This is a genomic window from Limnobacter olei, assembly GCF_029087225.1.
Classification (GTDB): Bacteria; Pseudomonadota; Gammaproteobacteria; order Burkholderiales; family Burkholderiaceae_B; genus Limnobacter; species Limnobacter olei.
On sequence record NZ_JARFJD010000012.1, the window covers coordinates 1 to 22,757 of the forward strand.

Here is a 22,757-nt window from a genome sequence, read left to right on the forward strand (position 1 = left end):
CGACCCCTTGGTTCGTAGCCAAGTACTCTATCCAACTGAGCTACAGCCGCTGTGAAGAAGCGAGATTATGCCCCAAACAATACCGTTGTGCAAGGGCATGTCTGCTCTTTTTAAAAAAAACTTTAACAATCTGCGCGCAGGCTGTATTGGGCCACCAGCCCACGGAATTCATCCTCCTGACGGTCAAGCTCCTCATCGCTATAACGCAACTCGTTTTGCAACACAAACCGCACCTCATTCATACAGGCCAGGGCAGCCTGGCTGTCCAGAAAAAGCGCCCTGCTTCTGCGCGCCAGCACATCTTCAATGGTCACTGCCATTTCTTCTAGCACAGCCTGTGCAATTTCGGCTTCATTCAAATCAAGATTTTCATGAATCGCAGAACCAGGCTTTCGCAGGGGGAGGTCGTCTTCAAGACGCAAGTAGCGGGTACGGGTTGGCTTGTTAACCCAGCCCTGTTGTTCACACACCAAATCAACCACCTCCTCCGCCATACTGCGATAAGTGGTCCATTTGCCACCAGTGATCGTCACCAATCCGCTAGGCGCGGTAATCACTGTGTGCTCACGAGAAATGCTCTTGGTATTTTGCTTCTCGCCCCCCGCGCTGACCAATGGTCGTAACCCGACAAACACGCTGCGAACATCGGCGCGCGTGGGCGCGTTGGCCAGATATTGGCCCGCCGTTCTCAAAATAAAATCGACCTCTTCAGGCAATGCGTCGGGTTCCCACGGAGAATCTTTTCGGGGCGTGTCTGTGGTGCCAATCAGGGTTTTGCCCAACCAAGGCACCACAAAAAGTACTCGACCATCGCTGGTTTTGGGCACCAGCAAGGCTTCCTTGGCGGGATAAAAGTGCTGATCAACCACCACATGTACACCTTGGCTGGGGCTCAACATGGGTTTTGAATCTGGCAAGTCCAATCTACGAATGTCGTCCACCCACACACCAGTGGCATTAATTACTGCTTTTGCTTTAAAAGTAAAAGACTCGCTGCTGAATTCATCTCGGGCTTGCACAGCATTAATTTTCTCAGCAGTTTTCACAAAGCCAGTGACTGGCATGTAGTTAATCGCGAGGCCACCCAACTTGTGCAGCGTTTTCATCAAGGCAATAGCCAAGCGCGCATCATCAAATTGCGCATCAAAATAGCGCACTCCCCCGTGCAATTTCTGCTGAGAAATAGTGGGTACTGCACGCAATACCTCATTTTTCTTCATCATGGTGGTGGGGCCAACACCCAACTTGCCCGCCAGCATGTCGTACATTTTCAGGCCTATCCAGTAAAAAAATTTCTGGAATACATTGCGCACTGGAATGACAAAAGCCAAGGGCTTAACCAGGTTGGGAGCATTCACCAACATGCGGCCACGTTCTTCAAGGGCCTCTTTCACCAAACTGAAATTACCCTGCGCCAGGTAACGCACGCCGCCATGGGCCAACTTGGTGGCTCTTGAGCTGGTGCCCTTGGCAAAGTCATGGCCTTCTAGCAATAGTACTTTCAGACCACGGCTGGCAGCATCCACTGCGCTGCCCAAGCCTGTAGCACCACCGCCAATTACAATTACGTCCCATTCATACTGCGCTTGTGCCTTGAGTTTCAGTGTTTCAAGGTGCTTCTTGCGACTAAGCATCTGCCCATCCTTTGGAACGTTCTACCGCGCGGTGCCAGCGATCAAGCAGTGCACCGCGTTCATCAATACTCATTTTGGGTTCAAACCGTGCATCCACTTTCCAGTTGGCCAACAAGCTTTCCTCCGTGTCAAACACACCCACAGCAAGGCCTGCCAAATAAGCAGCACCCAAAGCGGTGGTTTCAGTTACTGTGGGGCGCACCACCGGTACACCCAACAAATCGGCCTGAATTTGCATCAATAAATTGTTGTTCGACGCACCACCATCCACACGCAGTTCACTGAGCGGTTTTGCGCCATCGCGCTGCATGGCCTGAACCAAATCCACTGTTTGCAGGGCAATGCTTTCCAGTGCCGCGCGTGCGATGTGCGCCTTGTTAGTGCCGCGGGTCATGCCCACCAGGGTGCCACGAGCATACGGGTCCCAGTGGGGAGCGCCCAGGCCTGCAAATGCCGGCACCATGCACACGCCATCTGTGCTTGGCACACTGGCGGCTAGCGCCTGAACATCGGCCGATTTTTCGATAATGCCCAAACCATCGCGCAGCCACTGCACCACCGCACCACCCATGAATACACTGCCTTCCAGCATGTAACTGGTTCGGCCATTCACCTGCCAACCCACCGTGGTCAGCAGGCGGTTGTGGCTTTCAACCACTTCAGTGCCGGTGTTCATCAACATAAAGCAGCCAGTGCCATATGTATTTTTGGCTTCACCAGGTTTGAACGCAGTTTGCCCAAACGTGGCTGCCTGCTGATCACCGGCAACACCTGCGATTGGAATGGCTGCGCCCAACACCGCGGGATCACATCGCGCAATTTCACCGCTTGATTCACACACCTGTGGCAACATGCTCGGCGGTATGTCAAACAACTCAAGCAACTCAGAATCCCACTTCAGTGTTTTGATGTTCAACAACATGCTGCGCGATGCATTGCTGACATCGCTTGCATGAACTGCACCACCTGTCAGGTTCCACATCAGCCAACTGTCCACAGTTCCAAAAGCCAGTTCGCCGGCTTCAGCTTGCGCACGGGCACCCGGTACATTGTTCAAGATCCAGTTCACTTTCGTGGCTGAAAAATAGGAATCCAGCTCCAGCCCGGTACTGCGGCGAATCAGGGCAGCCTTGCCCTGCTCGCGCAACTTGTCGCAATATGCAGCCGTGCGGCGGTCTTGCCACACAATGGCGTTGTAAACGGGTTTGCCGGTTTTTCGATTCCACACCACGGTGGTCTCGCGCTGGTTGGTAATGCCAATGCCAGCAATGTCAGAGGGTTTAAGCCCGGCTTTTTCAATCGCGCCTCGGGCACAAGCCAACTGCGTGTTCCAAATGTCTTCGGGGCGGTGCTCGACCCAACCTGCCCTTGGAAAAATTTGCTCAAACTCTTGCTGGGAACTGGCCACCACTTGCGCCTGCGCATTGAACACAATGGCGCGCGAACTGGTGGTGCCTTGGTCCAGGGCCAAGATAAAACCCATGCGGTCATCTCCTTTCTTGTTGTTACTTTCTTTGCCCGGTGCTGTTCCAGTTGCCCACGTGTTTGTTCAAAAAAGCCTGCATACCCTCGGCCTCGAACCGGGTTACACTCCACAACTCATTAGTCAATACATCCCGGTTCAACCAAATGTAGGTCTCGGCTTTCAAGGTTTCGCCACTGGTGTTGAGCACAACCTCAATTTCTCGGCGCTCATATTCAGGCCCCTCGAAGGCATCAAGATTCTTGACATCCTCTGGCAACACATTCAGCCACACCAAACCCTGCACTTGCGCGCTCGGGTTTGGCACCATGGCCGGGTAAGTTTCACCAGGCACAGCATGGCGTTGATGCCCTTTGGCAATGGCATTCAAACAGGGATAAACACCCCGCACCACTTGCCCCCAAACCGGCAAATACATCAGTGATCCATATACAAAAACATGCTTGCCGTCTTGCTCAAATTCCGAGCCCATGCGATGTTACCTTTTCAGATGAAAAACAATTAGAAAATGCCTGCAAGGAGACGATGTGAAAACAACAACTGATTTGTTCAATTTACAAGATAAGGTGGCTTTGGTCACGGGCGCGACCCGAGGAATTGGCCTGGCCTGTGCAGAATTGCTGGCAAGCAAGGGTGCCACGGTGATTATTTCCAGCAGAAAACAGGAGGCTTGCGAACAAATTGCTGCGCAATTTCAAGCAGATGGCCTGAAAGCTGTGCCCATGGCCTGCCATTTGGGCGAGATGGACCAGATTGAGGCGCTGTACCAACAAATTGAAGCAAAATTCGGGAAGCTGGATATTTTGGTGAACAACGGGGCGACCAACCCACACTTCGGGCCAATTTACGACACCGACCTGGCCGCCTTTCAAAAAACCTGCGATGTGAACATTCGGGGCTACTTTTACATGAGCAGCCACGGCTGCAAACTGATGGGCAAGAATGGCGGTGGCAGCATTATCAATGTGGCTTCTGTCAATGGCGTTATTCCCGGCCTCTACCAAGGTATTTATTCGATTACAAAAGCCGCAGTCATTTCAATGACCAAAGCTTTTGCCAAAGAATGCGCGCCCATGAAGGTGCGTGTGAATGCGCTGTTACCGGGTGCAACCGATACAAAATTCGCATCGGCCTTGGTGCACAACGATGCCATTCGCAGCGCGCTGCTGCAACATGTGCCGATGAACCGGGTTGCACAGCCTAGCGAAATGGCCGGAACAGTGCTTTATTTGGCATCCGAGGCCTCAAGCTACACCACAGGGGCCTGCATCAACGTGGATGGCGGTTACCTGGTGGTGTAAACATGACTGGGCTTACTTAATCTGTATGCCTTTGTAATCTTCAGCGTTCAGCGTGCGCCCCATTTGTTGCCAAAGAATGTGGCGCATGCGCTTGAACGGCACCAGGCGCGAACCCAACCACACACGTGCAGCATTGTTGCCATACACAATGCGCGGCTCGTTTTTCTGGATGCACTTCAGCACGTACTCACAAATTTCATCGGGCGGCGTGGTCAGGAATTTTTTGGCAAATTTTTCATGCTCGGGCTTGCTGGCAATATTGGTGTTGATGCCGCCTGGGTGCACCAAATGCACCTGCACCTTGCTGTTTGAAAGCTCAACCATCAGCGATTCTGTAAACCCACGCACTGCAAATTTGCTGGCGCAATAATCTGAATTGCTCGGTGTCCCCACCAAACCAAAAATACTCGACACGTTCACCACAGCGCCCTCGCCGTTGGCCAATAGTTGCGGCAAGAATGCGCGCGTGCCATGCACAACACCCCAGAAGTTAATACCCATCACGCGCTCATAGCTGTCGTCACTCAAGGCCCACACTGGGCGACCTTCTCCGCTCACACCCGCGTTGTTGATAATCACATGTGCATTGCCCAGCGCTGCTTTCACCGCTTGGGCAAATGCATACACCCCCGCCTTGTTCGACACATCCAGCGTTTCGGCATACACCTGCACATTGGGCGCTTGCATGACCAGTTTCTCGGTTTCTTTCAAACCTTTTTCATCGTAATCACACAGAGCAACTTTACTGCCAAGTTTGGCAAACATCAGCGCGTACGAACGCCCCATACCTGAACCTGCACCGGTAATCACCACCACTTTGTTTTTGAAATTCTTCATGCTGCGGCTCCTTCTGTAAGCAATGCAGATTCATCGGAGTGTAAAGGCTGCTGCTGTGCCAAAGGTGCCTGCAACACATGGTCATTCATCTTGAAATTCCTAGCCATTCGCAGGTAGGTGTAACTGAAGCCGGGAAACATGGCCACCACATGGCCGCTTTTGCTTTTGTACCAGCTGGTACAACCACCGCGTTTCCAAACGGTTTTTTCCATCTCGCTGTGAATGTGGGTGGTGTAGCGCTCTTCGGCTTGCGGCTTCACCTCAATGGCAGCAGCTTTTTTCGCTTTCACTTCAGCAATGGCACGCATGATGTAATGCATCTGCGCCTCAATCACAAAAATTGCTGAAGTATGCCCAATACCGGTATTCGGACCGGTCACGATAAACAGGTTGGGAAACTGCGGCACAGTGGTACCCAAATAAGCGCGTGGAAACTCATTCCACACATCGGCCAGTTTGGTGCCGCCCTTGCCCACCACCGGGTAGGAAATTACACCGTCAGTGGCATCGTAACCCGTGGAATACACAATGCAGTCCAGCTCAATCTGCTCGCCGCTTAGTGTCTTGATGCCGGTTTCATTAATCTCTGCAATGCCGTCGGTCTTGTCGTGCAAGCTGACATTGGGGCGGCAATAAGCGGGGTACAGCGTGTTGCTCAAAATAATCCGCTTGCAGCCAATGGTGAAATCGGGTGTTACTTTTTTTCGCAGTTCGGGATCTTTAATCTGCTTCTTGATGTGGTGCAGTGCCTCGCGCTGCGCAATATTCTTCAATGCAAAGTCTGAGTACTTGAATGCAATAACACGGCTTTCCAATCCCCAATAAATTGCTGACCGGGCCAGTTTGCGAATGGGATTCACTTTCAGCAAAGCGCGCTGCCAAGGCTTGAAAACACGGTCTGCGCGCGGCAGCACCCAATGGGGTGAACGTTGAAATACATGCAAATGCCCTACTTCAGGCGCAATAGCCGGAATAACCTGTGCCGCGCTGGCACCACTGCCAATAATGGCCACCCGCTTGCCTTTGTGGTCGTATTGCTGATCCCAGGCATTGGTGTGAAAAGTTTTACCTTTGAATGTATCGCGACCCTTGAAGTTCGGAATCACGGGTGTACTCAAGGGACCGGAGGCGTTAATCACAAACTGCGCCTTGATCACCTCGCCTGTTTGCAAATGTACATACCAGCGTTGTTCGTTCTCGTGCCACTCGGTGCGCTGCACATTGCTGTTTGTGCGGGTTTTCTCACGCAGGCCATGCTTGATGATCACGTGCTCGGTGTATTGCTGAAGCTCTGCACCTTCAGCAAACATTTGGCTCCAGTCGTAAGGTTCGCTTTCAATTGAATACAACAGCGATTGAACATCAACGGCGGCGCCAGGGTATGAATTTTGGCACCAGGTTCCCCCCATGAAGTCCCGGCGCTCTAGCATGATGAAATCTTCAATGCCTCGCTTTTTCAAGTTAATTGCTGCGCACTGCCCACCGAAACCACTGCCAATGATGACAACTGTGTATTCACTCATGCCTGGAACCTTTTCAGAAAAATTTTGCTTGTGTGAATGTATATCTGACAACAGTCATTGTCAATTACAAATTCACCAATAGAGGGTAGAACCCTCCCCCTAATTGGAGGATTAAAAAATTGGCGTACTAGCAAAATTGATGGATGTTAAACACAAATCCAACAATTCAGGAGCAAACCCATGGCCGCACCCCAAGCATTGATCAAAGACCTTGAAGGCGAAGTCAACGTAAGCCGCAACGGTGAAACTGTGGCTGTAAAGGCAGGCGATTACCTGCTTCCGGGTGATGAAGTGGTCACAGGCGCAAATGGACGTTTGGCGCTCGAGTTTCCCGGAACTGAAGGACAAATTCCTGCGGCGGGTGTGATGACCGCCAATGGCAAGCTGACACTGGGTGAACAAACAGGTGCCAACGGCCAGCAGCAAATCGTGGTGCTTGAAGACGGTGAATGTTTTGAATTCACCACCGAACTGGCCGAGAATTCCGCCGCAGCCGAGGGCGGTGCCGTGGCTGGCCTGTTTGGTGCCGGCCTTCTTGGTGCAGGCAGTGGCGGCTTGGCGGGTGCAGGCGCTGTGGCAGCAGGCGCATTCCTCGCAGGTGGTTCTGGCGACTCTGGAAGCGGCGATGCGGGAACAGGCACAAGCACCGGCACAAGCAACGCTGGCAGTGGTGGCCTTGGGGGCGTTGGTGCTGGTGAGTTTTCTTCTCAAGACAGCCCACAAAGCCTTGAGGAATTTGCCACTGAAAACCTGACTCAGGACAACTTGCAACAAAGCATTCTTCAGCCAATTCAGGATGCTGTACAAAACAGCCAGAGCAACCCTGAATCGACTCCTGACAACATTGCAGTTGCAGTGGAGCAAACGGGTTTGGGTGTACTTGAAAACGTGCATGATGCTTTGGTTGCCACCACTGGAGAAGGCACACCGCAGGCAGGCCTTGTACAACAACTGGTGGATGGCGTTAACCAAACACCACTGGGCGAACCACTAAGCCCGATTACCAACCCGCTTTCAGAAGCTGTGAATACCGACCTTGGCCTGGATACACTAATTTCCGCGCTGCCCAATGTAGACCCGACAGACGGTGGCTTAGTCACCAGCGTGGTTGATTTAGCCGATGGCATTACACAACCCATCAGCGAACAGGTAGACCCCTACGATCAATTGCTGCAGGGTTTAAGAGATGTTGCTGTTGAAATCGACAATGTACTGGAAGGTGTACTGAGCCAAATGGGCACCGAGGTTCCCAACCTGGATAGCTTGGGTGGTGGCACACCCGCTCTGCCCGCCGAAGTTGAGGGTGGGCTGGCCGATTTGGTCGACGGTATATTGGGCGGCGCAGACACCTTGCAATCTGCACTTCAAGGCGCTGGCGGTTCAGGCCTGCCCGAAATTCCGGAAGGCGATTTGCTGGGCACACTGAGCAGCGGTATTTCATCTGGTGCTGATGCACTGGGCGGTGAATTGGGCGGTTTGCCCGGATTGCCGACAGACGGATTACCTGGCTGACACGCCGCACCTGCGTGCCGCTTCACGCGTCACTGGGTGTGTCGATTCTCCCGGCTTTTCGCTCATAGGCGAAAAGCTTCGAATCCCTCACTCAAAGCCCGCAGGGGCTTTGCTCATGTCCGCTGCAAAAACAAAAAGCCCCTTTCGGGGCTTTCTGTTTTTTGGCGGAGAAGGAGGGATTCGAACCCTCGAAGAGGTTGCCCCCTTACCTGATTTCGAGTCAGGCCGATTCAGCCGCTCTCGCACTTCTCCATGGGACGCAAGTATATAGTATTCAGGTAGTATCCAAAAACACTCAAAACAACAAACGGAGACAACTTTTGAACAGCACCGCAAATAACCGGTTCATTTTTCTGGGCTTTATTGCCGCCGGCTTTACCAATATATTCGGCATGCTCGCCGCCAGCGAGTTTTTCACCAACACGGCCTTTCACAAATTATCACCCGAAGTCTTTTCTGATTTCGGTACTTTCATGGTGATGGTATGGGGTCTGGCGTACTTGGCTGTGGCCAGACAAGCGCATCAATTACCAGCAATCTGCTTTGTATTTGCATTCGAGAAGGCGATCTACGTTTACACCTGGGTCATCTGGATCAGCAGCAAATCAGACATGCTGCCAATCATCCGTGAGGAAACACCACTGCTCGCGCTTTTCTATTCAAGCTATGGACTCATCGATTTGGCTTATGCCCTTTTCTTTGCTTGGGTGGGTATTCGCGCACTTCAAAAATAAGCACCGAAACACGCACATCAAACCGGTGCATGCACCACATTCATCAAAACCGGCGCACCGATTTATTTGGTGCGCCGCACCAAACTCGTTCCGCGCACCAAAATTAGCCTGAAATCCCGCACTGATTTAACTCAATTTCACACACGTGCACCCCTTTTTTGCATGGCACACATTCTGCTAAGTATGTACTGAGACCATGACCAACGACGGATCGGGTCAATTGCATTGAAGTGATTGAAGTACCGGACAACGGCGTCCATCCCAAACTTGCTTGGGCAGGTGTGGTGATGTGCGCCGTTTTTTCTTGTGTTGAATTTAGAAGGACGCACACCATGAGCAACAAACCAACAGACAAAAAAACCGAGTTGTCGGAGACACGTCGCACGTTTATCAAACAATCTGCAGCGGTGTGGGGTTCAACCCTGCTGGCTGGTTTTGGCGCCCCCTCCATCGTCATGGCCCAGTCCACCAAACTGGAAACCACAAAAGCCAAGTTGGGATTCATCGCGCTTTCCGATGCCGCACCATTGTTTGTGGCTGATGAAAAAGGGTTCTTCAAAAAACACGGCATGACCGATGTTGAAGTGTTGAAGCAGTCTTCTTGGGGCACCACCCGCGACAACCTGGTACTGGGCTCGGCAGGCAACGGCATTGACGGCGCACACCTGCTGACACCTATGGCCTACCTGCTCACCACTGGTGCCATCACCACCAACAATATTCCGGTGCCAATGAATATTCTGTGCCGCTTGAACCTAGACGGCCAAGGGATCTCAGTGAGCAATGAATTCAAAGACCTAAAAGTAGGCACCAACGCCACGGAGTTCAAGGCAGCACTGGCAGCCAAAAAAGGCGGCGGCAAACCTGTTAGCGCAGCAATGACTTTCCCGGGCGGTACGCACGACTTGTGGATCCGCTACTGGATGGCTGCTGCGGGCATTGACCCCAATAACAGCGTATCCACCATTGTGGTTCCTCCACCCCAGATGGTCGCCAATATGAAAGTGGGCAGCATGGATGCATTCTGTGTGGGCGAGCCCTGGAACCTCCAGCTGATTCACCAGAAAATTGGCTACACCGCGGTCACCACAGGCGAGCTTTGGAACAACCACCCAGAAAAAGCGCTCAGCTTGCGTGCCGATTATGTGCAGGCCAATCCAAATGCAACCAAGGCCATTCTGAAAGCGGTCATGGAAGCGCAAATGTTCTGCGATGACCCAGCCAACAAAGATGAAGTGGCGAAAATCTGTTCACAGCGACGCTGGATCAACGCACCGGTAGGCGACATTATTGAGCGCATGAAAGGTCAATTCGATTATGGCACTGGCCGTATCGAAGACAACAGCAAGCACCTGATGAAGTACTGGAGCAACCAAGCGTCTTATCCATTCCAAAGTCACGACCTTTGGTTCATCACGGAAAACCAGCGCTGGGGCTACCTGCCCAGCAAGCTGGATACCAACGCGCTGATCAAGAAAGTAAACCGCGAAGACATTTGGAGAAGCGCAGCAAAAGAACTGGGTGTGGCTACGAAAGACATTCCGACCAGCACATCTCGCGGCATCGAAAAATTCTTCGACGGCAAGGTGTTTGATCCGAAAAACCCAAAGGCGTACCTCGACAGCTTGGCCATTAAAGCGTTGAAGGCTTGATTCATCTAAGCACTAAGGACACATCATCATGATGAATACCGACACACTTGAGCGACTGCAAACCGCCCCCAAGGTAAAAAGCAAACCCTTTGTTGAAACCGCCGCCTTCAAGCAATTGAAGGAGAGCATGGGCAAGATTGTTCCTCCGATCGTAATCATGAGCATTTTGCTGTTGATCTGGGAAATTCTGTGCAGCGGCGAAGGTGCCCGTTTGCCAGGCCCAAGCAAGGTGATTACCGACACTTGGGAATTGATCACCAACCCGTTCTACAACAACGGCGGAAGCGATGTGGGCATGGCTTGGCAAATCCTGGCAAGCCTTGAACGTGTAGCCATGGGTTACAGCTTGGCTGTGGTGGTGGGTGTTGCGCTGGGTGTGTTGGTGGGCCAATCCACATGGGCTTTACGCGGGCTTGACCCACTGTTTCAGGTACTGCGCACAGTGCCTCCACTGGCCTGGCTGCCTTTGTCACTGGCTGGCTTTCAAGATGGAAACCCGTCTGCAATATTCGTGATTTTCATCACAGCCATTTGGCCGATCATCATCAACACGTCAGTGGGTATCCGCAATATTCCTGAGGACTACCGCAACGTGTCACGAGTCATCCAACACAACGGCATTGAGTACTTCTGGAAAATCATGTTACCCGCAGCAGCACCGTATATTTTCTCGGGTTTGCGCATCGGTGTTGGCCTGAGTTGGCTGGCAATTGTTGCGGCAGAAATGCTGATTGGTGGTGTGGGTATCGGCTTCTTCATCTGGGACGCTTGGAACAGCTCGCTGATCAGCGACATCGTTTTGGCGCTGGTGTATGTGGGCATCGTCGGTTTCATCCTCGACCGCTGCGTCGCCTGGGTGGGCAAGAAAATTACGCGCGGCACATCTGCCGGTTAATGCAGAACACAAGGAGTTAAAAATGAGCGATCGTTTCTTGAGTATTTCGCAAGTACAAATGCGTTTCGAGCGCAACGGAATTGTCAACCCAGTGTTGAAGGACATCAACCTGGAGGTGAATCGTGGCGAATACATTTCACTGATTGGCCACTCGGGCTGCGGAAAGTCCACAGTGCTTAACATCATTGCTGGCCTGCTCACCGCCAGCGAGGGCGTGGTGATTGTCGACAACAAGGAAGTGAACGCACCTGGACCTGACCGCGCTTTGGTGTTCCAAAACCATTCCCTGCTGCCCTGGTTGACGGTGTATCAAAACGTGGAAATTGCTGTTGAAAAAATATTCAAAGGCAAGAAAAGCAAAGCTGAGCAACGTGAATGGATTTTGCACAACCTCGACATGGTGAACATGAGCCATGCGCTGGATCGTTTGCCCTCTGAAATATCGGGTGGCATGAAGCAACGCGTGGGTATTGCCCGCGCACTGGCTATGGAACCCAAGGTGTTGCTGTTGGATGAACCCTTCGGTGCACTGGATGCGCTGACGCGTGCTCACCTGCAAGACGAAGTGATGCGAATTCAGAATGAGTTGAAGAACACCGTGGTCATGATTACCCACGATGTGGACGAGGCCGTGTTGTTGTCTGATCGTATTGTGATGATGACGAATGGCCCTTCAGCCACCATTGGTCAAATTCTGGACATCGACCTGCCCCGCCCTCGTGACCGTTTGGCCCTAGCCGACGACCCCACTTACAACCACTATCGCCATGAGGTGCTCAGCTTCCTGCACGAGAAACAGCGCAAAGTAGAAAGCATAGGCAAACTGCGTGAACAGAAAAAAGCTGGAGAAAAACAAACTGCTTCAGCTTGATTTAACGCCTGATAAAAAACCGCTGTGGTTTCATTAACCACAGCGGTTTTTTTATTGACGCTTACATTCATTACAATCCAGTCAAATCCCTCAAAGCCTGTACATACGTTTCCACAGGCAAATCTTCGGGCGCCTCGAACTGTGCCTTCATCAAGGCCATTTGCGCACGGCTGTTGAATTCACCAATGGTTTGGTTTGCATACAGGGGCGACGATGCAATGTCCGGCGCACGGCGGTGCAACGTAGCCTGCTCAAAATCAAATGCAATGCCCAATCCTGTGCCTTCATCAAAACGCCGCACGAAAATTTCCATGCCTCTTGGAGTTCCTGCCTGTGAATCAAAACCCACTGGTACCACGATCGAGCCCATTTGCGTGGTTGAACCGAAATCGCAAGTGCGCCCACCCGTCGGGCCTGGAGACAACACCAGTGCATCAAGCTTGACCTTGACTGCATTACCTTGAGCATCCAGCACCATGGCCTGTTTGTCACCCAAGGCGTCCAGTTCCCCATTCATCACCTTGGTCACGTAATCGCGTTCCAGTGCAATGGCATCGATTTGGGCTTGTGTGGGTTTTCCACCCGGATCACCAGAAGCGCTTACAGCAACAAGCCCGGCAGTACGTGGGCCCACCCGCAAGGTTTCAAGAATGCCTTCAGTGGTACCACAATTGGGCAATACATCGGGATTGCTCGCGAAAAACGCGCTGCTCAAGCATTTGCGCGGGCTTTTTCCACCATCGCGAACAAACTCAAAGAAATAGCGATTGGTGTCGTAGTGCGTTGAGCCGCCGCCACGATTCTGAAAACTTGGCAGGAACACCTCATAGACCTCGGCACCCATTTCACGCATCTTGGCCACAGCTTGAGCAATCAAAGCACCCTGCTCACCTGTTCCCGCGGGCGTGGTGCTGGTGCCTAGTTGGCGCAACACACCGATTTTCTTGCCTTTCACCCCATGCGTATCACGGTCCAGAAAGCGCAGGTAAGTGTCGGGACGGTCTTCAGCTTTAAACAAAGCAGTGTCCGGATCATCCACAGGATCAATGCTCGCCATTGCCGTCAACATCAACGCAGAGTCTCGCACTGAACGTGTCATTGGCCCGCCGGTGTCACGGATATGTGAAAGCGGAAAAATTCCCTTGCGTGAAATAACACCGATACTGGGTCGAATTCCCACCAGTCCACTGACCGATGACGGGTGCCGGATAGACTGACAAGTATCGCTACCTGTGCCTCCAATCGCGAAATTGGAGGCCAGCGCAGCACCGGACCCCGACGACGAACCCGCCGAACTCTCTTGTGTGTTGTATGGATTGGTTACCAGTACAGTACGCCCTGAAAACCCGGTGGTGAAATACGCAAATTCGTCTTGATGCGCCTTACCCAAAATAACGGCGCCAGCCTTGCGCAAACCGGCCACAGAGGGTGCATCAACCCCCGCCTGATGACCCAACATGGAATACGACGCAGAAGTGGACGGGTGATCAACGGTGTCGTAATTGTCTTTCAACAACACAGGCATGCAATGCAAATAGCGATCGCCTACACCGCCATCAGCGGCGTATTGTGCATCCAGTCCTTTTGCGATTTCCAACGCTTGCGGATTAATCGCCAAAACCGCACTAATCGGCAAACCACCATTGGGTTGCGGGTTGTCGTTGTACATAAAAATTCGCTCAATGTACATTTTGGTCAATGCTTCGCAGGTCAAGGTGCTTCCATCCCGCATTTTTGTTCGACCAGCAAATGTGTCATGCACCATTTGCATGTCTGCTTCCACCAACTCAAAAAATTCTGCAGGTGGTCGCAGTGACTTATCCACAAAAATCTCTGGTTCGGGATTTTCTACTGGTGGGTCTTCGCCGCCTTCTGCTGGATCGGTCGGAGAGCCGCTTGAACCTCCGGGTGCCCCCGTGAAAGCTGTTTCATCTGAACTGCAAGCCGCTGAAGCGACGATCACAAGAAGCGAAATGAGTTTGATCAATGTGTTCATGAAAGGGTCCTTCTTTGTTGAAATCATCCCCCTTCATTGCAAGCCCAATGCCCGAATTCACTGATTAGAGGCGGCTTTCGATTAGTTCACAATTTTGTGGTAGCAATACGGACAGTTATTGGGAGGTTTTATATGGATTTGCAACGATTGCAAAATAAAGTGAAATTCTAAAAGCGGAAACACAGGGTAAATCCCGACCTGAAATGGTGCATAAAAGCTGCCCGGATAAGGGTTTGCTCCTATTTAGTTACAAGTGGGTGGCTATCACAATGCAGGTTCGAAAAGTAAAACCAAAAATTACGGTCGAAAGCTACATCAATTTAAGGAGGCAAAATGACTGACTCAGTGAACAACCAAAAGCGCCGCGATTTTATCAAAGGCACATCAGTGGCTGCAGTAGGTGCAGGCGCCATGGCGTTCCCCATGATTTCCACTGCCCAAACAGTGAACATGCGCTTTCAGAGCACATGGCCCCAGAAAGACATTTTCCACGAGTATGCGGTTGACTTTGCCGACAAGGTGAACAGCATGACTGGTGGTCGCCTTAAAATTGAAGTACTGCCTGCGGGCTCAGTGGTAAAAGCTTTCGACTTGCTGGATGCAGTGAGCAAGGGTACTTTGGATGGTGGCCACGGCGTGATTGCTTACTGGTACGGCAAGAACCCAGCCGTAGCCTTGTGGGGTTCAGGCCCTTCATTTGGTATGGATGCCAATATGCTACTGGCCTGGCACAAATACGGTGGCGGTAAAGAACTGCTGGAAGAAATTTACGGCGACCTGAACATGGACGTGGTTTCATTCATGTCCGGTCCAATGCCAACGCAACCCTTGGGCTGGTTCAAAAAGCCAGTGACCAAGCCTGAGGATTTGAAAGGCCTGAAATTCCGCACCGTGGGCCTGTCTGTAGACATTTTCACAAAAATGGGCGTAGCAGTTAACGCACTGCCAGGCGGCGAGATCGTTCCAGCGATGGACCGTGGCCTGCTGGACGCTGCTGAATTCAACAATGCATCCTCAGACCGCCTGTTGGGCTTCCCCGACGTATCCAAAGTATGTATGTTGCAATCTTTCCACCAGTCTTCTGAACAGTTCGAAATCATGTTCAACAAGACCAAGTACAACAAACTACCAGCTGAAATCAAGGCAATCATTGCGAATGCTGCTGAAGCCTCTTCTGCTGACATGAGCTGGAAAGCAGTCGATCGCTATTCCAAAGACTATGCAGAAATGCAAAGCAAGCAGGGCGTGAAGTTCTTCAAAACACCTGACAGCATTCTGAAGGCTCAGCTGAAGGCTTGGGACGAAGTGACAAAAGAAAAAGCCGCTTCAAACCCAACGTTCAAAAAAGTGTTTGAATCGCAGCGCGCATTCGCTGCACGTGCCGCGAAGTGGCAAGCCGACACCACAGTCGACTTCAAGATGGCACAGGCGTTCTACGCACAAAAGAAGTAATTTTCTACGCAATGAAAAGCCAGCAACCCAGTGAGGGTTGTTGGCTTTTTTTAAAGGAACCTGAGGTTCATCCAATGTTAACGTTCTTGCATCTGGTCGATAAAATTTCGACTAAAATCGGACATCTATTCTCGTGGCTCATTGTTGTATTGACAGCCGTGATCGTGTTCGAAGTTTTCACCCGATATGCATTCAATCACCCCAACCCGTGGGTGTTCGATGCCTCTTACATCCTTTACGGCATTTTGTTCATGATGGCTGGTGCGTACACCCTGGCCACTGGCGGGCACGTAAGGGGGGACATTCTGTACGGCTTTTTTACCCCGCGAACACAGGCATCGCTTGACCTGATTCTGTATTTTGTATTTTTCTTCCCTGGCATTATCGCGCTGACCTACGCAGGCTACACCTTCGCAGAAGAGGCCTGGGCAATCAAGGAAATGTCCTCAGTCACTGCCGACGGCCCACCCATTTATCCGTTTAAAACTTTTATTCCCCTGGCTGGCTTGTTCCTGCTGCTGCAAGGGATCGTTGAAGTCATTCGTTGCGTGATGTGCATCAAGAATGGTGAATGGCCTAAACGTGAAGACGACGTTGAGGAAGTGGACGTAGAGAAACTTAAAGCCTCCCTCGGCAAGAATTAACAGGACTCAAAATGAGAAAAGAACTTTATTTTGGCTTTGCCATTATGGCGATGATCCTGATCGGGGTCGCCATTGCCTTGCCAGCGCCAGCGGAAATGACCAACGGTCACTTAGGACTGCTAATGCTATCCCTGGTGGTGGTTGCTATCATGCTGGGCTTCCCCACTGCATTTACGCTGATGGGCATGGGTGTGATCTTCACCTACTTAGCCTACGATGGAAATATTCAGCACACACTCGACCTCATGGTTCAATCCACCTACAAGGTCATGACCAACGATGTGCTGATCTCCGTGCCCCTGTTTGTGTTCATGGGTTATCTGGTTGAACGTGCAAACCTGATTGAAAAGCTGTTCAAATCCCTGCACCTGTCTATGGCCCGTTTACCCGGTGCACTTGGTGTAGCCACGCTGGTAACCTGCGCAATTTTTGCCACCGCCACCGGTATTGTGGGTGCTGTGGTTACCTTGATGGGCTTGCTTGCCATGCCCAGCATGATGAAAGCTGGTTACGACACAAAAATGGCCGCGGGCGTAATTACGGCTGGCGGTTGTTTGGGTATTTTGATTCCGCCTTCTGTGCTTCTAATTGTGTATGGTGCAACTGCTGGCGTGTCGGTGGTTCAGCTGTATGCAGGTGCATTCTTCCCTGGCTTGATGCTGGCAGGGTTGTATATTTTGTACGTGATTATCCGTGCAAAAATCAATCCAAAATGCGCCCCCCCCTTGTCTGAAGAAGACCGTCGTGTTCCATTGACACCTGTATTGGCGTCACTTAAAAATACCTACGGTACCAGCCGTGCAGTTTCAGCTTTGGTGAATGGCCTGAAAGGCCGCCGTGAGGGCCACCTTAGCACGGCTCAAGTTGCCAACCAGTTGTTTATCGCGATGTTGCCAGCGCTTTTCGCAGCTTTCATTCTTGGTTTGGTTTACGCGTCGATCACTGCGCCAAAAGACCCCGGTGTTGACACATCTGGCTTGGTAAGTTTCGGCTCCGAATTCCAGAGCAGTGAGGGCAACAGTTATTCATTTGATCTCGCCGAACCTGCGGTAGAGGAAAGTGGCTTGGCTGAACCCGCTGGCGCTGAACCCAGCGAATCAGTAGCAGCCCCTGCCCCGGTAGACCCAGCACCGGTTGCTGAACCAGTCACTTCACAGGCAAGCGAAGCTACGCCTGCGGAATCGATACCAGCATCGAAAAATTTCTGGATTTCACTGGCTGTGGTTGTGGCCGTGCTGTTGTTCTATTACTCACGCCTCAGCTTCGAACGTCTTGAAGTGTTCAAGATGTTGTTGTCGTCATTCTTCCCGTTGGCTTTCCTGATTCTTGCGGTATTGGGCAGTATCGTGTTTGGTTTTGCAACGCCTTCCGAAGCAGCAGCTGTGGGTGCTTTCGGCGGCTTGCTGCTGGCAGCAGCCTACCGGCAGCTAAACTTCGGCGTGCTGCGTGAATCGTCGTTCCTGACGGCAAAAACCACTGCCATGGTGTGCTGGTTGTTTGTGGGTTCTTCCATTTTCTCGGCAGCGTTTGCACTGCTGGGTGGGCAAGAGTTAGTTGAACAATGGGTATTGTCTCTGGGCCTGACACCCATTGAGTTCCTGTTGCTATCACAAGTAATTATTTTCTTGCTGGGTTGGCCACTGGAATGGACTGAGATCATCGTGATTTTCATGCCGATCTTTATTCCCTTGCTGCCCTACTTTGATGTAGACCCACTGTTCTTCGGCTTGCTGGTTGCCTTGAACCTGCAAACGGCATTCCTGTCGCCACCTGTGGCCATGGCAGCGTTCTACCTGAAAGGCGTGTCGCCACCCGGGGTTACATTGAATCAGATCTTCATGGGTATGATTCCGTTCATGTTTATCCAGATCTTCGCCATGTTCATCCTGTATGTATTCCCACAGATTGGTATGTGGTTGCCAGGCGTACTTTACAGATAAGCGAGTAAAACCTTGCTTGATTGTGAATGCAGAAAACCGCCCTCAAGGCGGTTTTTTGTTGTTCGCTGACAATCATCTTTTCAAGATCCGTTCGTTCGAATCTACTCACACGTCGCAAAAACAAAAAACCCGCCACAAGGGCGGGTTTTGATGTTTTTGGCGGAAGCTGTGAGATTCGAACTCACGGAGGGCTCGCACCCTCGCCGGTTTTCAAGACCGGTGCATTCAACCGCTCTGCCAAGCTTCCGAGCCCGCAATTATAACCACAAACCCTTTGGTTTGGAAACCTCTCGGGGCAATATTTCCTAATATTCCTCAGCCTTTCAAACCCATGCGTTTTTTCATGGCCTGCATGCTGACATAAGCCAACACTGCAATGGTTGGAATTGCCACGGCAATGGCCAGATCGGGTGAGACCGGCACTCCCAAGGTTTTCAGCCCTTTGGCCAGGTAACCCACTAAACTCGCGCCGTAGTAAGAAATGGCAACAATCGACAATCCCTCTACAGTTTCCTGCAAACGCAACTGCACCTTGGCACGCTTGTCCATACTGGTTAGCAACCGCTGGTTCTGGCTTTCCCGCTCAATTTCAACGCGCGTGCGCAACAGCTGTGTAACCCGCGAAATACGGGCCGCCAACTCATCTTGCCGGCGAGCTGTCCAAGTGCAGGTTTTCATGGCGGGGCCCAAACGGCGATCCATGAACTCACCAAAAGTTTGCATGCCCACCATGGGGATTTCCTTCAATTCAGCAATGCGCTTTTTCACCAAGTCGGTGTACGCTTCAGCAGCGGTAAAACGCACCCGGTTCTCGGCACTTAACTGCTCCACGCGTGCGGCCAGGTCGGTCAGCTGGCTCAACAGCTTTCGATCCAGTTCAACATCCTCACTGGTTACCTCGGCCAGGTCTTCGGTTTTACTGGTTTCAGCCATTTCCGTGGCAAGCTTCACCAAGCGGTCTTCATACGAAGAAAGCTTTGGCAACGTGGCACGTGCAACCGGAAAACTCAGCAGGGCCATCATTCGGTAGGTTTCCATTTCGATGGCGCGCTGAACCACTCGGCCCAATTGCCGCGAGCCCATCTTCAAATTACAAATCAAAATGCGGCTTGCACCCCGGTCTGCAATTCGAAGGTCAGAAAACACCTGCCCTGCTCCGTTGGCAATCATGCCGCCAATCAGGGTATTGCCATCAAAGTAACCTGCTACGCTTCGCGGCTCTCGGGGGTTTTCTGTTTTTTGAACAAACAGTTCAATGGCCACCAGCATGATGCCCGGCAAAGCGGCCATCCAGCTGGGAGGCAAACGGCGAGTCACAGGGCGATCGAACACAATCGCATGGTCAGCCCGCTCAAAGAAGGTCAGTGTAATGAATTCATTGTGACGCTCCAGGCGAAGGCGCAAGGCCGACTCGCCACCACACAGGCTCAGGCTGACCTGGGGTGCAGCCAGTTCCTCATCAGAAACCGGCTTGCAACCACAATAGTCCACCAAGGCTTGTAATTGCCCAACGATTTCAGGTGTTACATCGCCTTGCACCAGCAAAGCAATGTGAAACACCCTTTCCTGCGGCCACAAGGCCTCGGTGGGGCGGGAATGCACTTCATCATTGAGTGCCTGCCGCAACGGGTAAGGCTGGGGCAGCAAGTTGCTTTTGTTCATGGCGAAATGTAGGGAAGCGGTCAGCTTCGATTGCGGAGTTCTGGCCAGGCTTTCATCAGGTAGTAGCACATCGACCAAACCGTCAAAACGGCTGCCACATAAATACCCAAAGTACCCAACACATGGAAGTCAATGCCCATCCAGGTTTCGTTCACCAACAGCATGGGAATGGCCACCATTTGCGCAATGGTTTTGAATTTGCCAAGCCTGTTCACAGCCACACTGTTGCGCGCACCAACGCTGGCCATCCATTCCCGCAACGCAGAAATGGTGATTTCGCGGCCAATAATAATCAGCGCAATAAAAGGACCAATTCGCCCAAGGTCAACCAATACAATCAGGGCGGCGCCCACCATCAGCTTGTCGGCCACCGGGTCAAGAAATGCACCAAAAGCCGAGGTTTGATTCCAGCGGCGTGCTAGGTAACCATCTACAAAATCGGTAATGGCTGCGAAAACAAACACCCAGGCACCTACCCAGTTTTGCATGGAGATGGACATGATTGTTTCAGGCAGAAAATAAATGCCGACAACCAAGGGAATCAGTACAATCCGGACCCAGGTCAGGATCATGGGCAGGTTCATTGGCATAGCTGTTGTTCTTTTGTTAAGTAAAAATACACTCTATAGAGGTACAGAATATATCAGCGACAACACCCGTTGAGGCGCACATCTTCAGTGCAAACGCCGATATATTTCTTCGGCCAGAGTTTTGGAGATTCCTTCGACTGTTTGCAAGTCTTCAACACTGGCCGCTTTCACGCCGCGCAAACCGCCAAAACGGGTCAGTAATTTTTGCTTGCGGCGTGCACCAATGCCTTCAATTTCATCCAGCTCGGAAGCCTGCCTTGCTTTGGCCCGTTTGGCCCGCATGCCGGTAATCGCAAAACGGTGAGCCTCATCCCGAATTTGTGCGATCAACATCAACGCCGGGTGGCCTGGCCCCAACTCAAGGCTGGGTCGGCCATCTGGAAACACCAAAGTTTCCAACCCCACCTTGCGGTTCTCGCCTTTTTTTACACCCACAATCAGGCCGATGTCCAATTCCAGTTGTTCAAACACCTGCCGGGCCACTTCAATCTGCCCCTTGCCACCATCGATCAACACCACATGCGGCATCACGATTGGGGTTTTACCCTCCCGTTGATAGCGTCGTGTTACTGCCTGGCGCATGGCGGCATAATCATCGCCTGGGGTAATACCCTCAATGTTGTAACGGCGATACTCGCGGCTTTGCATATCGTGGTTGTGAAACACCACACAAGAAGCTTGCGTGGCCTCACCTGCGGTGTGCGAAATATCGAAACATTCCACACGCAAGGTGGCCAGCAAATCAATTTCTTCAGCTGCTGAATCAACGGTGGGCTCGGTGCCAGTAGCATTACCACTTAACAAGCGGTCAGCCTCGCTGGCTTGCAAAGCCTCTTCCAGCCGCGTTTCCAGACCCAGAGTTTCAACCAACGCACGCGTGCGGAATTGAGCGGAGCCCTGCTCTGCGATTCGCCTTGCAATCGCAATTTCAGCGTTGTCTACCGCCATGTCCAGCCACTTGCGCCGCTCGCTTTGCGGCTGTCGAATCAGATTGATTTTTTTGCCAGCTTGTTGGCTCAAGGCCATCAACAGTTCGGGGGCATCCAGATCCTGGTTCACAATCAACAGGTTGGGAATGGGCCTGTCCACATAGGCTTGGCTCAAGAAAGCTTCCAGCACCTCAGGGCCGATGTCTTCGGTGGCCTGCGCCACACTTGGGAACATGGGCTTGTCACCCAAATGCCGCCCACCTCGCACCATGGCCAAATTCACGCACACCGCACCGCCTTTGATGACTACAGCAATAATGTCTGCATCGTCATCACCGCCGGTGGTGTCCACCGACTGCTTTTGTAACACCCTACTCAATGCACCCAACTGATTGCGATACATGGCGGCTTTCTCGAACTCCAGCAAGCCACTGGCCTCCAGCATTTTCTCTTCCAGATTGGCCAAAACTGACTTGTGGTCGCCCCGCAGGAAACGCGATGCAGCCTCAACATCCTTCGCATAATCTTCGGGGCTGATCCAGTTCACACAAGGCGCACTACACCGCTGAATTTGTGCCTGCAAACAGGGGCGTGAGCGATGAGAAAACACGGTGTCTTCACAGGTGCGCAGCAAAAATACGCGCTGTAAAACCTGAATGCTTTCCTTCACAGCCCAAGCGTTTGGAAAGGGGCCAAAAAACTGTGATTTTTTATCCACCGCACCCCGGTAATAAGCCACACGCGGGTACTTGTGATTCGTCAGCCGCAAATAGGGGTAGCTTTTGTCATCGCGAAACAGAATGTTGTAGCGTGGGCTTAAGCTTTTGATCAGGTTGTTTTCAAGCAGCAGCGCTTCCGCCTCAGTGCGAGTCGGTGTTACATCCACCCGCACAATGCGCTCCACCATGTGGCTGGTGCGCGGGCTGGCATGGGTTTTCTGGAAGTATGAAGACACCCGTTTTTTCAGGTTCTTGGCCTTGCCCACATACATCACGGTGCCATTTGCATCAATCATGCGATACACACCGGGCCTTGTGGTCAATTCCTTCAGAAACGCCGCAATATCAAAAGGAGTTTCGGGCGCTTGTTGTTCCTCAGTCAT

18 protein-coding genes and 2 tRNA genes are annotated in these 22,757 nt (G+C 51.9%); 9 read left to right on the plus strand and 11 right to left on the minus strand.

Features of this window, described 5'->3' with window-relative positions; translation table 11 throughout:
• Positions 1 to 122: 122 nt before the first annotated feature.
• From PY990_RS08425 to PY990_RS08435, 3 genes are read right to left on the minus strand one after another with little or no spacing between them, the layout of a single operon-like run.
• Entirely contained in the window at positions 123 to 1,634 is a 1,512-nt protein-coding gene (locus tag PY990_RS08425) for a glycerol-3-phosphate dehydrogenase/oxidase (RefSeq protein ID WP_275271241.1), read from the minus strand.
• A complete protein-coding gene (gene glpK / locus PY990_RS08430; RefSeq protein WP_275271242.1) occupies positions 1,627 to 3,117 on the minus strand; it encodes a glycerol kinase GlpK in 1,491 nt (496 codons plus the stop codon). The genes PY990_RS08425 and glpK overlap by 8 nt, the downstream gene beginning before the upstream one ends.
• A 22-nt stretch (positions 3,118 to 3,139) precedes the next feature.
• Positions 3,140 to 3,589, minus strand: a complete 450-nt coding sequence (locus PY990_RS08435) for a gamma-glutamylcyclotransferase family protein (RefSeq protein ID WP_275271243.1) — start codon at positions 3,587 to 3,589, stop codon at positions 3,140 to 3,142.
• Between the two features lie 55 nt (positions 3,590 to 3,644).
• On the opposite strand from PY990_RS08435, the gene PY990_RS08440 reads away from it, so the two are divergent.
• The gene (locus tag PY990_RS08440) at positions 3,645 to 4,418 is read left to right on the plus strand and encodes an SDR family oxidoreductase (RefSeq protein ID WP_105029282.1); all 774 of its coding nucleotides are present in this window, start codon (positions 3,645 to 3,647) and stop codon (positions 4,416 to 4,418) included.
• A gap of 12 nt (positions 4,419 to 4,430) precedes the next feature.
• Here the strand turns inward: PY990_RS08440 and PY990_RS08445 are convergent, their stop codons facing one another.
• A complete protein-coding gene (locus PY990_RS08445) occupies positions 4,431 to 5,255 on the minus strand; it encodes an SDR family NAD(P)-dependent oxidoreductase (RefSeq protein ID WP_275271244.1) in 825 nt (274 codons plus the stop codon).
• Positions 5,252 to 6,778 (minus strand): flavin-containing monooxygenase, encoded by a 1,527-nt coding sequence (locus PY990_RS08450; protein ID WP_275271245.1) that lies wholly within the window; start codon positions 6,776 to 6,778, stop codon positions 5,252 to 5,254. The genes PY990_RS08445 and PY990_RS08450 overlap by 4 nt, the downstream gene beginning before the upstream one ends.
• A 180-nt stretch (positions 6,779 to 6,958) precedes the next feature.
• On the opposite strand from PY990_RS08450, the gene PY990_RS08455 reads away from it, so the two are divergent.
• Complete coding sequence (locus PY990_RS08455; protein ID WP_275271246.1) at positions 6,959 to 8,290, plus strand: FecR family protein; 1,332 nt, start codon at positions 6,959 to 6,961, stop codon at positions 8,288 to 8,290.
• 162 nt (positions 8,291 to 8,452) lie between these two features.
• Here the strand turns inward: PY990_RS08455 and PY990_RS08460 are convergent.
• Positions 8,453 to 8,542, minus strand: a tRNA-Ser gene (locus PY990_RS08460).
• Positions 8,543 to 8,610: 68 nt separating this feature from the next.
• Between PY990_RS08460 and PY990_RS08465 the strand changes: the two genes are divergently transcribed.
• The 4 genes from PY990_RS08465 to PY990_RS08480 all read left to right on the plus strand — a co-directional run bounded on the left by PY990_RS08465 (position 8,611) and on the right by PY990_RS08480 (position 12,442).
• The gene (locus PY990_RS08465) at positions 8,611 to 9,024 is read left to right on the plus strand and encodes a hypothetical protein (RefSeq protein WP_275271247.1); all 414 of its coding nucleotides are present in this window, start codon (positions 8,611 to 8,613) and stop codon (positions 9,022 to 9,024) included.
• 332 nt (positions 9,025 to 9,356) lie between these two features.
• Positions 9,357 to 10,676 carry a CmpA/NrtA family ABC transporter substrate-binding protein gene (locus PY990_RS08470; RefSeq protein ID WP_275271248.1) on the plus strand — a complete coding sequence of 440 codons (1,320 nt, stop codon included), beginning with the start codon at positions 9,357 to 9,359 and terminating at the stop codon, positions 10,674 to 10,676.
• A 28-nt stretch (positions 10,677 to 10,704) separates the two neighbouring features.
• Positions 10,705 to 11,571, plus strand: coding sequence for a nitrate ABC transporter permease (ntrB, locus tag PY990_RS08475; protein WP_105029289.1), 867 nt, complete (start codon positions 10,705 to 10,707; stop codon positions 11,569 to 11,571).
• A gap of 22 nt (positions 11,572 to 11,593) precedes the next feature.
• Positions 11,594 to 12,442: an ABC transporter ATP-binding protein gene (locus tag PY990_RS08480; RefSeq protein ID WP_275271249.1), complete on the plus strand. Its 849-nt coding sequence runs from the start codon at positions 11,594 to 11,596 to the stop codon at positions 12,440 to 12,442.
• A gap of 70 nt (positions 12,443 to 12,512) precedes the next feature.
• Here PY990_RS08480 and PY990_RS08485 read toward each other — a convergent pair whose 3' ends face one another.
• The gene (locus tag PY990_RS08485) at positions 12,513 to 14,438 is read right to left on the minus strand and encodes an amidase family protein (protein WP_275271250.1); all 1,926 of its coding nucleotides are present in this window, start codon (positions 14,436 to 14,438) and stop codon (positions 12,513 to 12,515) included.
• 333 nt (positions 14,439 to 14,771) lie between these two features.
• Between PY990_RS08485 and PY990_RS08490 the strand changes: the two genes are divergently transcribed.
• From PY990_RS08490 to PY990_RS08500, 3 genes are all read left to right on the plus strand, one after another.
• Positions 14,772 to 15,890, plus strand: coding sequence for a TRAP transporter substrate-binding protein (locus PY990_RS08490; protein WP_275271251.1), 1,119 nt, complete (start codon positions 14,772 to 14,774; stop codon positions 15,888 to 15,890).
• A 164-nt stretch (positions 15,891 to 16,054) separates the two neighbouring features.
• Positions 16,055 to 16,534 carry a TRAP transporter small permease subunit gene (locus PY990_RS08495; protein ID WP_343075072.1) on the plus strand — a complete coding sequence of 160 codons (480 nt, stop codon included), beginning with the start codon at positions 16,055 to 16,057 and terminating at the stop codon, positions 16,532 to 16,534.
• Between the two features lie 11 nt (positions 16,535 to 16,545).
• A complete protein-coding gene (locus tag PY990_RS08500) occupies positions 16,546 to 18,474 on the plus strand; it encodes a TRAP transporter large permease (RefSeq protein WP_275271253.1) in 1,929 nt (642 codons plus the stop codon).
• 157 nt (positions 18,475 to 18,631) lie between these two features.
• Here the strand turns inward: PY990_RS08500 and PY990_RS08505 are convergent.
• From PY990_RS08505 to uvrC, 4 genes are all read right to left on the minus strand, one after another.
• Positions 18,632 to 18,721 (minus strand) — tRNA-Ser (locus PY990_RS08505).
• A 68-nt stretch (positions 18,722 to 18,789) separates the two neighbouring features.
• Entirely contained in the window at positions 18,790 to 20,136 is a 1,347-nt protein-coding gene (locus tag PY990_RS08510) for a DUF3422 family protein (RefSeq protein WP_275271254.1), read from the minus strand.
• Positions 20,137 to 20,156: 20 nt separating this feature from the next.
• Positions 20,157 to 20,726: a CDP-diacylglycerol--glycerol-3-phosphate 3-phosphatidyltransferase gene (gene pgsA, locus PY990_RS08515; RefSeq protein ID WP_105029296.1), complete on the minus strand. Its 570-nt coding sequence runs from the start codon at positions 20,724 to 20,726 to the stop codon at positions 20,157 to 20,159.
• A gap of 84 nt (positions 20,727 to 20,810) precedes the next feature.
• Positions 20,811 to 22,757 (minus strand): excinuclease ABC subunit UvrC, encoded by a 1,947-nt coding sequence (gene uvrC, locus PY990_RS08520; RefSeq protein ID WP_275271255.1) that lies wholly within the window; start codon positions 22,755 to 22,757, stop codon positions 20,811 to 20,813.